The 12187-nt window shown below is 65.6% G+C and carries 13 protein-coding genes; 7 read left to right on the plus strand and 6 right to left on the minus strand.

Annotated elements, in window-relative coordinates; translation table 11 throughout:
• Window positions 1-6: 6 nt before the first annotated feature.
• Window positions 7-270: a phosphopantetheine-binding protein gene (locus tag ACIBJI_RS13520; RefSeq protein ID WP_040699456.1), complete on the minus strand. Its 264-nt coding sequence runs from the start codon at window positions 268-270 to the stop codon at window positions 7-9.
• A 713-nt stretch (window positions 271-983) separates the two neighbouring features.
• Here ACIBJI_RS13520 and ACIBJI_RS13525 point away from each other — a divergent pair.
• Window positions 984-1577, plus strand: a complete 594-nt coding sequence (locus ACIBJI_RS13525; protein WP_364354349.1) for a TetR-like C-terminal domain-containing protein — start codon at window positions 984-986, stop codon at window positions 1575-1577.
• Between the two features lie 106 nt (window positions 1578-1683).
• On the opposite strand, the gene ACIBJI_RS13530 is transcribed toward ACIBJI_RS13525, so the two are convergent.
• Window positions 1684-2352: an alpha/beta hydrolase family protein gene (locus ACIBJI_RS13530; RefSeq protein ID WP_364354346.1), complete on the minus strand. Its 669-nt coding sequence runs from the start codon at window positions 2350-2352 to the stop codon at window positions 1684-1686.
• Between the two features lie 282 nt (window positions 2353-2634).
• Complete coding sequence (locus ACIBJI_RS13535) at window positions 2635-4398, minus strand: helix-turn-helix domain-containing protein (RefSeq protein ID WP_364354343.1); 1764 nt, start codon at window positions 4396-4398, stop codon at window positions 2635-2637.
• A gap of 153 nt (window positions 4399-4551) precedes the next feature.
• Between ACIBJI_RS13535 and ACIBJI_RS13540 the strand changes: the two genes are divergently transcribed.
• Entirely contained in the window at window positions 4552-5490 is a 939-nt protein-coding gene (locus tag ACIBJI_RS13540) for a class I SAM-dependent methyltransferase (protein ID WP_397084309.1), read from the plus strand.
• 206 nt (window positions 5491-5696) lie between these two features.
• On the opposite strand, the gene ACIBJI_RS13545 is transcribed toward ACIBJI_RS13540, so the two are convergent.
• A complete protein-coding gene (locus ACIBJI_RS13545; RefSeq protein WP_397084312.1) occupies window positions 5697-5861 on the minus strand; it encodes a beta-ketoacyl synthase N-terminal-like domain-containing protein in 165 nt (54 codons plus the stop codon).
• Between the two features lie 26 nt (window positions 5862-5887).
• Between ACIBJI_RS13545 and ACIBJI_RS13550 the strand changes: the two genes are divergently transcribed.
• Entirely contained in the window at window positions 5888-6058 is a 171-nt protein-coding gene (locus ACIBJI_RS13550; protein WP_397084314.1) for a hypothetical protein, read from the plus strand.
• 118 nt (window positions 6059-6176) lie between these two features.
• On the opposite strand, the gene ACIBJI_RS13555 is transcribed toward ACIBJI_RS13550, so the two are convergent.
• Complete coding sequence (locus ACIBJI_RS13555; protein ID WP_364354334.1) at window positions 6177-7127, minus strand: TIGR03564 family F420-dependent LLM class oxidoreductase; 951 nt, start codon at window positions 7125-7127, stop codon at window positions 6177-6179.
• A gap of 313 nt (window positions 7128-7440) precedes the next feature.
• Window positions 7441-8199, minus strand: a complete 759-nt coding sequence (locus ACIBJI_RS13560) for an IclR family transcriptional regulator (protein ID WP_364354331.1) — start codon at window positions 8197-8199, stop codon at window positions 7441-7443.
• A gap of 284 nt (window positions 8200-8483) precedes the next feature.
• Between ACIBJI_RS13560 and ACIBJI_RS13565 the strand changes: the two genes are divergently transcribed.
• The 4 genes from ACIBJI_RS13565 to ACIBJI_RS13580 are packed head-to-tail and all read left to right on the plus strand — an operon-like array spanning window position 8484 to window position 12176.
• Window positions 8484-9527 (plus strand): NrtA/SsuA/CpmA family ABC transporter substrate-binding protein, encoded by a 1044-nt coding sequence (locus ACIBJI_RS13565; protein ID WP_397084318.1) that lies wholly within the window; start codon window positions 8484-8486, stop codon window positions 9525-9527.
• A gap of 1 nt (window position 9528) precedes the next feature.
• A complete protein-coding gene (locus ACIBJI_RS13570; protein ID WP_364354327.1) occupies window positions 9529-10374 on the plus strand; it encodes an ABC transporter permease in 846 nt (281 codons plus the stop codon).
• Window positions 10371-11126, plus strand: coding sequence for an ABC transporter ATP-binding protein (locus ACIBJI_RS13575; RefSeq protein WP_397084321.1), 756 nt, complete (start codon window positions 10371-10373; stop codon window positions 11124-11126). The genes ACIBJI_RS13570 and ACIBJI_RS13575 overlap by 4 nt, the downstream gene beginning before the upstream one ends.
• Window positions 11127-12176, plus strand: a complete 1050-nt coding sequence (locus tag ACIBJI_RS13580) for an ABC transporter substrate-binding protein (protein ID WP_364354321.1) — start codon at window positions 11127-11129, stop codon at window positions 12174-12176.
• The last annotated feature ends 11 nt before the right edge of the window (window positions 12177-12187 follow it).

Here is a 12187-nt window from a genome sequence, read left to right on the forward strand (position 1 = left end):
GGTCCTCTATAGGGACTTCGCGCTGGATTCCTCCGAGCGTGACCGCACGGTATCGACGAGTTCGCCGAAAGTCTTGATACTGGCGATTCGCTCGTCATTCAGCGAAATCGTGTACTTTCGCTCCAATATGTCCGCAATGCCAAGCAGGCCGAGCGAATCCAGACCCAGTTCCTCGAATGTCGCGGAAGGGTCTACCTTGTCGATCTCGATGCTGTAGTGGTTTTCCAGATAGTCGGCGATGTCGCCGTACACGTCCGTTTCGAGGCTCATCAGGATCTCCGATTCACTGTGCAGATACGGCTCTAGCGGGCCAATTATTTGCAATGAACGTAGCGACAGCATTGTCGAACGCGGCGACGGCAATGTCGCGTTCAAGTCGACTTTCTTCCAGGCGCGGCGTTTCCTTACCGCATAGTCACCGTATGCACAACACGACAAGTGCTTCGAGGATCTCCCCTATCCGGCCCCGCCTGACATCGCGCAAGTCGACTTGCGTATGACCATAATCGGGTCGGCCCAACTGCGCAACACGAGTTGCTGTGACTTAACTCATCCATAGTCAGATGTAGTAGGGGGTTGCGGTTTGGGGTCGAAACCTGGTGGTGGCGAAGCGGATCCACCTGGGAGGGGGCGTAGCGCCTCGCGCATACCCGCGTTCTGCGCGCGATCCTCGAGGCTCTGCACGCGGCAGAACGAGCATCGCGACGACCTGCCGACAGCGATGCGGTCATCATCTGTCGGGTGCCATCCGGTGCTGAGTGTCATCCGGCGGACCCTGGTGCAGAGCATTCGATGCGCCACGACAAGATCGGCGAGCGCTTCCTCCAATCGGTCCGGATCTACTTGCCCACAATCGAATTCGAGATCCAGATTTCTTCCGACCCGTCCGGCTCGACGCGCCGTTCAACTCCAGTCCCATTCGGTAAAGTCTCAATAAAATCCCACTGCCGGGCAATGCGCTCTCGCGTCGTTATACTGCGCGAATGCCTGAAGAGTTGAGCGTGTCATCCCAGGTCAAGAGCACGACAGACATCGTTACTTCCGTCCGTGACGCGGTGCTGTCGGAAATCATGAATGGCACCCCGGTACACGCTGTGTCTGTCGCGGCGGTCGCTCGGCTCGCCGGCGTACACGAGACATCGGTCTATCGTCGCTGGAAGACCCGCGAACGCATGATCCTCGACGCGCTGACGGCGCGTAGCGAGGCGTCGCTGGTCGTACCCGACCACGGCTCGCTCCGCGAAGATCTGACGGATCTCATGAAACAGGCGTGTGATTATCTCGGCAGTCCGGTCGGGCGATCTCTTTTGCAAATGAGTGTTGTCCCGACGGACAACCCCGCTGTGGTCGAGGCGCGGCGATTGTATTTCGACACCCGGCTTCGGGCGATGGCGCCTGTCGTCGAGCGCGCGATCACCCGCGGTGAGGTCCGGCCCGGAATCGCCGCCGTTGATGTACTCGAGCCATTATTCGCCTCGATCCAATTGCGTGTGATCTTGACGGGCAGACCGATAACGCCGGATCTTCCCGAAAAGTTGGTCCGCGTCGTGGTCGACGGAGTCCTGTCCGGGAGTTAGAGCCATGGCGCCATGCCCAAGGCGCGCTATCGCGCCAGCCGCGGCTCGAACAATCACCCTGCCGTCAGTGGCAGGCCGGTCGGTTGTGGGTCGAGGCATTCGCGATTCATTCGCTGAGCAGTAGTGCAGCGACGGCATCCGGGGCCTCGTGCATTGCGTCGTGGCCGGTTGGGAGGTCGTGGACCTGCCACTCGGGATCGGCTTGGAGTCGGGTGCGGAGTTCGGCGAACGGCGTCGTGTCTTCCCATCCCGAGCAATAGATGAACTCCTTGCGAGGGACTTGGGCGAGCGCGCCGGTGAGCCGGACCGTTTGCAAGAACGAGGCGAGGGGATGGGGACGGCGGCGAGGATCGCCGCCGTCCGGCGGTCGGACGGCGTAGCCGGTGCTCGCAGCGCCGGCGGCGAACACTTGTCGGTAGCGCTCGGTCGTTGAAGACCAGCACGACTCGCCGTCGCGCGGGACGTATGCGTCGAGATGCACCAGGCGTGAGACCCGGCCGCGGGCGCGGTCGGCGGCGGCAGCGATCACCATCCCGCCGTAGCTGTGACCGACCAGGGTCGCGGTGGTGATGTGGGCACGATCGAGGAGCCGCAATACGTCGTCGGCGTGCGTGTCGAGGTTGGCGGTCGCAACCGACGCGTCGTCGTCGTCTGACCGCAGACCGGTCAGGGTCAGGGCGTGAACGGCATGACCGGCACGCTCCAACAGCGGAACCACCGCCTCGAACGACCAGGAACCGTGCCAACCGCCGGGCACCAGGACGAACGTCGCCATGCGTTTCTCCTTCTCTCTCGAGCCGCGGCGTCGAGGCACGCTGTCTCGATGACATGCGGTTCGGTCGGGTGCTCTGCGTGACCGAGGACCACTCCGCATGAAGACAGTGTCACCAGATCAGGGTGTGGCTTGCTACCGATAGAATGCCAACAGATACCTGTTCGCAGCCAACCTCGCTGTTGAGGCTCAGTTCAGCCCGGCGATGAAGCGGGCGGTGTTGGCGCGGTGCGGGTACTGGTTCAACTGATTGATGTCTGTCGGGCGCGATCCGGGCAACTGTGCCTACTCGATGCCGAAGTCCTTGATCCTGCGGTAGATGGTCGCCCGCGATATCCCTAGTGCCGCGGCGGCTTCGGCCTTGCTGCCGCTGTTCTCCTGCAGGCTGCGCACGATCGCGTCGCGTTCCAGTGCCTCGATCCGGCTCAGTTTGCGCCGGGTCAGCGAATGGCATTGTGGTGGCAGGCTGTCGATGTGGATCAGACCGGATCGTTGCTGTGAAATGGTTTCGGCTAGCACCCGGCGTAGTTGGGCGACGTTGCCTGGCCACGATAGCTTGTTGAGCTGGCGCATGGCGTCCGGGGCAAGCCGGACTTCGGCGCCGTTGGTCAGCTCGCCCAGCAGGAAGGGGACCAGCTCTTCGAGGTCTTCGATGCGGTGCCGGAGTGCGGGCACGCCGACGGTCTGGCTGAACAGTGGCAGCAGCGAATCGAGAGCCGTAGCGGGCGTGGCCGAATGCATTGTTGCCGCGATCCATCCGCGACCGGCACAGGTCTGGAGTATGTCCGCGATCGGCTCGATCGCCTCGGTCGGCAGGCGGTCCATATCTTTGATGACAACGTTGAAATTGCTGTTGCCGGTTTCGGTGCGCAGCGCGGACAGCAGTCCCTCGGTGTCGGCGAAGTCGGCCGTCCGCAGCACCCGGGCCATCTTGCCGGGGCTGACATGCGCGACGACAGATTTCGCGAGTTTTGTTCGTCCGGAACCCTTTTCGCCATCGATGACCACCCATTCGCGATTCCGGCAGCAGCGTTCGACCTGCTGGCAGCTACGCCGCCACGAGCTGCTCCTACCGGCGATGCCGGGCAATGCGAGGGTGCCGTGTGCGATCGGGTGGTCCACGGCGCGGTCGATGAGCAGCTGAACGTGCAGGACTGTGTTGAAGCTGCTGCCACGTATCGAAATACGTTCGACTGCTGTCACTTTCGCGGTCTGCCCGCTCGGCAGCGGGGCCAGGAGGGCGCCGACGGCCCCGGGACGAACCAGGTCGGTCGAATATTGCAGCAACGCTCCTTGGTCGTGCGGGTCGAGAGCCTGGCGCAGGTAGTGGTTCATCAGCACCACGTCGCCACCGATCGCGAGCACGCCGAGCGGATACTGGCGGCATTGGCGCAGATACGTCTCCAGCAGCGCGGTCTCGGTTTCGCTGGCGAGCGCGCGGAGCCGGTCCTGGATCTGGCTGCTCGCGCTGTTGGCGAGGGCGAGCAGCAGCGGATCTGATCTGCTGGCCCAGCAGGTGAGATCGATGACGCCCAGCATCGAGCGCGTCAGCGGGTGGCGAATGGGCGAGCCTGCACACGCGAGCCCGCCGAGGGTGCCGAGATAGTGTTCGCCGCCGCGAATGAACGTCGGGGTGGCTGTTTCCAGGGTGGTGCCGATTCCGTTGGTGCCGACGAAGTCCTCGGCATAGCTGTAGCCGGGAGCGAGTTGCACACCGTCGAGTGTGCGCATGATTGTGGCATCGGCGGCGTAGCGCTCGAGCAAGAGCCCATCCGACGAGGTCAGGATGACGCTGACAGCCTGGTCGGCCAGGTCGCTCGCGAGCCGCCGCAGTACCGGCGCAGCGGCGCTCACCAGCGGGGAGTCGAGATTCGGGTCCCGCACATAAGGCAGCTCCACACGGTCGGGATGGATCTGCAGCGCGCGCGATCGGTACCACGAATCGAGCACAGTGTCGCGCACCGGCGGGAAATCGAGCGAACCCACGGTGAGGAATTGTTCGCGCGCCTTCTCTAGGCTCACGGCGACGTCGGCTCGAGGATCCGGCATCTGCTCATACCTCGGTGCTTGTTGCTCAACCCATGGTGGCGGCCATCTCAATGGATGACGCGCGTCTCAGATTGAGACCGTCAGTCTATCGCTTCCGCTGTGTTATGGGCACAAGGAGATGTGCTTCGCCCAGCAAAACCAGGAGGAAGACGTTTGAGCCCCCAGAGCCTCAGCAAGGCCCATCGAAAGATCACCGACCTATCGGGGGAGCCGACCTTCGCAGAGGTCCGATCCCGCGCCGAGCTGCCGGATGAGTTCTTCGCACTGTTCCTCGACCCGACCCTTACCCCTAGTCGCGCGTTCTGCCCCCAGCCAGACGACACCTTGGAACGAGCCCAGTTGGCGAAGATCGACCTCGCTCTGGCCCAGTGCGATCTGCGGCCGGGGATGACCTTGTTGGACGTCGGTTGTGGCTGGGGTTCGACCATGTTGCGCGCTATGGACACCTATGGGGTGAATGTGATCGGGCTGACTCCCAGCCGTGACCAGTACCGGTATGTGCGGAATCTGCTGGTCGACCGGGTGATCCGAGGGCGCCCCTATGGTGGGGTGCGGCTGCAAGGCTGGGAGGAATTCGACCGCCGCGCAGACCGGATCGTGTGTATCGGCGCGTTCGAACACTTCGAACGAGACCGCTACGGCGAGTTCTTCGAATTCGCCTACCGCACAATGCCCGCCGATGGAGTGCTGCTGCTGCAGGCAATCGTCGGCGACAACCGCGACGAACTGCGTGGACACGGAATTCAACACACCAGCATCGATGACGCGTTCATGCGGTTCCTCACCGAAACCATCTTCGGCGGCGGCCCGCTACTGCCCCCAAGCGGACGCGATCCCAAAGGTGTCACCGCATACGCCGAAGACGCCGGATTCACCGTTACCGGCATGCAGTCGGTGGGACCGCACTACGCCACCGCCCTCGACCATTGGGCCGATGTATTGCACAAGCACCGCGACCGCGCCATCGAACTCGCCGGACCCGATACCTACAACGCCTGCATCCGGTACCTGACTGGATGCGCCGACTACGCTCGCTGTGGCCGCATCGACGTCATGCAATTCGTCTGCACCAAACCCGGTACACCGCAGTAGGTGCCTAGCCCTGCGCCCACGCGTGGATCCGGGCGCCGCGGCACGGGGCGTGTTCCGCGCTCTCGAGCACGAACATGCCTGCCCCTTCGCCATCACCATGCTGCCGCAGTCCGGGCGGCAAGCCAGCCGGGGATTCGTCGTCGGCGCGCCCAGTAGCCGTAGCGTGCGTAGGCGCTGGCCGGCACGAAACCGTCGTCACCGACACCTCAGGCGAGGCCCGCCTTCCGTGTCGCCGACGAGGGCAACGTCCACCTGGCCGGAGGCAATCTCCGCGCGTCCATGCCGATCGCATCCGATGACGCGCAGGCCGTGCTCAGCGTCAGACATGGGCCGTGTGGGGACCAGTTCATCGCGATCTGTGCGGCCGCCATGTTCGGCTACACCATGATCATCAACTTTGGCGCGGCCGCGGCCGCGGCCGTCCGTGCCGTTCGACATCGAACTGGGCCCGTTCCAAGGTCTGACAGCCGACACTCCTGCCGACTACAACCTGGCCAAGAACCCGATCATCGACGAGATCTGCCAACGAGCCTTCGACCAGGCCACATCGACAATCGTCGGCGCCTAGAACCGCATGGACTGGTAACCACCGCGTTGTGCGCGCTCGCCAGCCTCGCCACTCTTCGGGTTGGTCGGCGACGCCGTGCGCGGGTGCGCCCGGGCCGAGTTCGCCGATGGCGCGATGCCTACAACCCGGGCAGGGCCGCAGCGGACGAGGAGCCGGCCCGGTCTGCCGCGAGTGCCCCGGCCAGCGCCCAAGTGCGATGCTGATCGTCCGGGCCGGCCAGATCCGTCGTGGTCAGCACGACCTCGGTGGCGCCTGCGTCGTAGTAGCGCTGGATTCCGGCGGCGATGGTTTCCTCGTCGCCGATGAGTGCCAGTTCCGCTGCCCGCGAGGCACCTTCGAGTTCGATGACCCGGCGATAGGACGGCACCTGCTCGTAGAACGCCAGCTGTTGCACCGCCGTCGCACGGGTGCCCTCGACATCGGCGGTGACGACTGCCGGGACGAAGGCGACGATGCGCGGTGCGGTTTCCGACGTCTGCGTGATCACCGGCACGATGTGCTCGCTCAAGGTCTTCGGGCCCGCCAGATACGGCAGGGTGCCGTCGGCGAGTTCGCCGGTGACGCGTAATGCTTGCGGCCCCATCGCGGCCACCAACACCGGTACACGCGGTTCTGCCCCGGGAACCGCGGTCGGCAGCGGCGGTGTGACCGTCAGCAGTTCGCCGTGGAAGCCGGCGGTGCCCGTGTCGAGCAACTCCCGCAACCCGATGAGGAACTCGCGCAAGCGGGTAATGGGCCGATCGAAGGCTGTGCCGAACGCGCTGGCGGCGAGCGCCGAACCGACGGCCAGACCCAGGTGATAGCGCCCGTGCGTCGCGGCTTGGGCGGTCTGCGCCTGAGAGGAAACCAGCAGCGGATGGCGGCCGACCACGGGGATGGCCGAGGTGCCGACCTGTAGGCCCGGCACCTCCCGGCCGACGATGGCGGCGAGGGCGGGGGAGTCGTAGTCCATCCGCTGTCCGAACCACACCGACCCGATACCCAGCTCGGCGACCGAGCGGGCCTGCGCCACGATCTGGTCGACGTAGTTGCCCGAATTCGAGGCAGCGAGCGCAATTCCGAGAGTCATGCCAGGGGCAACCCGCGTGCGTGCGCGCCTGTTCCTGAACGGTGAGATGAAATCAGCTTGATCACAAGGATTTTCGTCGTCTGGGAGACTGTGGGCCGATCTTCTGAGGAGGGGACGCGCCGATGTGGTAATGGCGCCAACCTGGTCGTTGCCACCGGACCGTCGACCTCTCGCGTCGAGGACTCGCTGTCGTCAGCCCGACCGCCACGCGACGCGCGTCCGGACCTGCTGGAGCGGTCGTCGACGGCTCGGTACCGGTTCAACCTCTGACAGGGAACCTCATGGATACCTTGCACGGCAATGTGTTCGGGTGTCATTCGCCGGTCTGGTCGGCGGCGAAGCGGGTGGCGATCTCGGTGGCGGTCACTTTAGCCAGCTCGACGAGGAACGGGAGTCGCTCGGGGATCATGAGTGTGGTGGGGCCGCGCAGGCCGAGGGCAAAGCGGGCGTCGCCAGCTGGGGTGAGGATCGGCAGGCCGATGGTGCGGAAGTCGGGGTCGAGTTCTTCGTCGTTGTAGGCGTAGCCGCGGGATCGGGTGCGGGTGAGTTCTTCTCGCAGTTCGGCGGGGGTGGAGACCGAGCGGGCGGTGCCTTCGTCGTAGGGCAGGGTGGTCAGGAAGTCGTCGGGGGTGTCGGACCAGGCGAGCAAAGCTTTGCCCAGGGCGCTGGCGTGCAGGGGAAGTCGAACGCCCATGAGGCGGTGGCCGTCGCTGTCGCGCCAGCGGCTGGTGCCCAGCAGTACGGCGTGGATGCTGTGGCGGATGGCGACCGAGGCGCTGGCGCCGGTGGTGGTGGCGAGCTGTTCGAGGCTGGGTTCGGCGAGGTAGATGCGGTGCTGGCGGTAGGCGATCTGGCCGTATTCGGCTAGGGCGCCGCCCATGCGGTAGCGGCTAGAGGTTTCGTTCTTGTCGAGGAATCCGGCCTGCACGAGGGCGCTCAGTAGCCGGTGGGTGGTGCTGACCGCCAGGCCCTGCTGGCGGGCGATCTCTGATACGCCGCGTTCCTCGCCGCCGCGGAAGCAGTCCAGCACAGACAGGGCACGGGCGACGGTCTGCACTCCGGAAGCTTCCACGCCGGGGACGGTAACACGGCGCGGCGGTGCCGCTGGGCGACAGTCCTTTCCGATATGTGGAAACTGTGGCGTTATCTGGGTTCTGCTCACGGCGAGCGAAAAGCGGGGCGGCAGATTGTGTTTCACCCGGTCGACCGAAAATAGGTGTCCAATAACGCTTCCATTGTGTACGTGTCAAGCCTTCCGATCCTCGGAAAGCATTACCTCGCAACGCCGCGGCTGCGCCCCTACTGTCGCTGCTCATTGATCGGCTTCGATCCCTGACTCGGAAGAGGTATTCCACGATGTTCTGGACGCGCAGGCCAAGCCGTTGGCGTCTCGCGCTCGCGCTCGCCCCCGTCGTTGCTCTGGTGGCGGCGTGTAGCTCGGGAACCGCCACCGAGGCGGGCTCGCGGGCGGAGCTGGTACTGAAGGTGGCCGACCCCGGCAATTCCGGTCCGCTGGCGGTGGCCAAGCGCGACGGTACCTTCGACAAGGCGCTCGCACCGCTGGGCGCGAAGGTCGAATGGGTCACGACCACACCGGGATTCAGCTCCATGCTGAAACTGTTCAACACCAAGGAACTCGATGTCTCCGGTGCCGCGTTCAGCCCGGTGGTCGGCGCGCTGTCCAAGGACGTGGCCGTGCGTATCGTCGCGGTGCAGGACCCGGCGGGCAAGGATCAGAGCGGCATCATCGCCGGCAAGGATTCCGGCATCCACTCCGTCGCGGATCTGGTCGGCAAGCGGGTCGCGGTGAACCCGGCTGCCAAGGGCGAATACATCCTGCTCAAGGCACTGGCGCAGGCCGGTATCCCGGCTGACAAGGTGACGCGAGTTCCGTTGCAGCAGAAGGACGCCGCCTCGGCGTTCGCGACCGGCAAGGTCGATGCGTGGGCGTCGTTCCTGGTGCCGTATCAGGAGGCCAAGGCCAACGGCGGCGTGGAGATCGCCACCGAACAAAGCATCGGCTCCAAGGACAACTCGGTGGTGGTGTTCCGCACCGAGATCCTCGACAAGCGGCCCGAAGTCGCGGCCAAGTACCTCGAAGTGCTGCAGAGCCTGACCGCTCAGCAGCACGACAATCCCGCCGGGTTCGAGAACGTCTTCGAGCAGACCGGTCCGCGCGCGATCAGTGGTGCGCGCCTGGCCGACGCTCTGCGGGTCGGGGCGGAGGCGACCGTGCCGCGGCTGCCGGCCGACTCCGATGCCACCGATCTGGCCGATGTAGTAAATCTGTTCGCCGACAACGGCGTGATTACCCGCAAGATCAGTGCCTCCGACATCTTCTACGACCTGAAGGCCAAGCTCACTCCTGAGCAACTGGCCGCACTCGAGACGGGTCACTGACATGGCTGTGCTCACAGTCCCCGTCGCCGAGGAAGACCTCGGTGCGTTGGCTCCGCCGCGGACTCGGGTCGAGAAAGCACATCCGGCTTGGCTGTCGGTACCGCTGCGTGTGCTGCTGCCCGCGTTGATCGTCGCCGCCTGGTGGATCGGCTCGGCCACCGGTGTGCTCTCGCCGCAGGTGCTGGCCGGACCGCCCAAGGTCTGGTCGGCGTTCACCGAACTGCTGGGCAATGGCCAGCTGCTCGACTTCGCGGTGGCCTCGTTCACCCGGGCCGCGTTCGGTGTCGGGCTGGGCGTCGGTGTCGGGCTGCTGCTCGGCCTGCTCGCCGGATTGTCCAGCCTCGGTGAGGAATTGGTGGACTCGACCATGCAGATCGTGCGCGCGGTGCCGTTCCTGGCGCTGGTGCCCTTGTTCATCGCCTGGTTCGGCATCGACGAGCTGTACAAAGTGGCACTCATCGCTGTGGCCACAATCGCGCCCATGTACGCGTACACCTATCTGGGAGTGCGCAATGTGGACCGCAAAGTGGTCGAGGCTGCGCGCGGATTCGGTTTGAGCGGGGCGCGGCTGGTGCTGGAGGTGATCCTGCCCTCGGCGCTGCCGGGGATCCTCATGGCGCTGCGGGTGTGCTTGTCCATCAGCATCACCGGCCTCATCGCCGCTGAGCAGGTCGGTACCACCGAGGGGGTGGGTTATCTGGTCACGTTGGCGCAGGAGTACAACCGCACCGACTACATGGTGCTGTGCGTGGTGCTGTACGCGGTGCTGGGCTTGATCTTCGACGCCGTGGTGCGGTTGGCCGAACGGTATGCGATGCCCTGGCGGCGGCAGTTGGCAATCCGATGACCGCCGTCGAAGAGTCGCCGCGTGCCACCGCGCAGGTCGCCGTTCGGATCACCGGACTGCGCAAGGTCTTCGGTGACAAGATCGTCCTCGACGGGGTTGATCTGACCATTCGCCGCGGCGAGTTCGTAGTCCTGCTCGGCCCCAGCGGCACCGGCAAGACCACCCTGCTACGCCTGCTCACCGGCCTGGAAACCTCCGACGCCGGGCAGGTACTGGTGCCGACGGTGCGCACCACCGTCTATCAGGAGCCGCGGCTGATCCCGTCCAAGCGGGTGCTGGCCAATGTGACGGTGGGGCAACGCCGTTCGAAGCAGACCCGGGAGGCGGGCCTGCGCGCGCTGGCCGAGGTGCATCTGGACGGTAAGGCCCGGCAGTGGCCGTCGACCCTGTCCGGTGGTGAAGCCCAGCGTGCGGCGCTGGCGCGGGCGCTGGTGCGCGAACCCGAACTGCTGTTGCTGGACGAGCCGTTCGCCGCGCTGGACGCGCTGACCCGGTTGCAGATGCAGGACCTGGTGGGGGAGTTGGTGACCCGCCATCACCCGGCGGTACTCATGGTGACCCATGACGTGGACGAGGCGGTGCGCCTGGCCGACCGGGTGCTCATTCTCGATCACGGCCGGTTCGCGGTGGACACCGAGATCGACCTGGCCCAACCGCGCGACGGCAACGACCCTGCCGCGCTGCGCTATCGCGCGGCCTTCCTCGCCGAACTCGGCGTCGGCACCGCGCCCTCGAAGAACTCAGGAGCATAGATGACCAACACAGCACAGCCCGATCCCGCCGGCACCCTCTGGTACACCCGCTGCCCGGTGCCGACCGCCAGCGGGCTGGCTCACAGTCTGGGCTGGCTGGGCGAGATCGCCCGTACCCACGGCCTGGACTTCGGGGTCCTGCAGGACGCCGGCCCGGAGCTGGCCGCCCGCCACTTCGACCACACTCTCGAGGGTTTGGTGCGTGAAGGCGGCAACGTGCCCGCGCTGGCCGCGCGCGCTCAGGGCTCACCGACCCGGCTGATCGGGCTGACCTGGATCGACGAAGCGCAGGCCATTCTGGCCGGCCCGCAGTCGCCGGTGCGTTCACCGGCCGAACTGGCGGGGCTGCGGATCGGCATCCCGGCCTGGGCGCAGGATCAGGCGCGCAGCTTCCCGCGAGCGATGGCACTGCACGGGTTCAACAGTGCCCTGCGACTGGGTGGGCTCACCTTCGCCGACGTGCAGGTCGTAGAACTGGGTGTGGAGCGGGATCCGCAGGTGCGCACCGAGGTTCAGCAGCGTGCCCGGTCCATCACCTGGGGCGCCGAGGAGTTGCTGCGGGGTGAGGTGGACGCCATCTACGTCAAAGGTGCCCGCGCTCAGGAAGTCGCCGCGCAGCACGGGCTGCGGGTGGCGGTGGACCTGGACGCCACCGACACCAAACGTCTGCGCGTCAACAACGGCACCCCGCGCCCGATTACGGTGCATCAGGATCTGCTCGACACCAACCCGGACGCGGTGATCGGGTTCTTGGCTCAAAGCCTGCGGGCCGCGGACTGGGCGACCGACAATCTCGACGGTGTGCGGGAGGTGCTGCAACGCGAAACCCTGTCCGGGCCTGAGGGAGTCGTGGCCGCCTACGGCACCGAGTTCCATCGTGGTCTGCATCCTTCGCTGGATCCCGAACGCGTGGAACTACTCGGGGTGCAGAAGCAGTTCCTCTATACCCACGGTTTCCTGGCCGCCGATTTCGACCTCGACTCCTGGGTCGCCCACGAGCCACTGGCGCGGGCGCGGGAGCTGGTCGCCACCGGGAAGGTCGCGGCATGACCGAGTCAGGG

The organism is Nocardia sp. NPDC050408 (genome assembly GCF_044458905.1).
In the GTDB taxonomy this organism is placed as follows: Bacteria; Actinomycetota; Actinomycetes; order Mycobacteriales; family Mycobacteriaceae; genus Nocardia.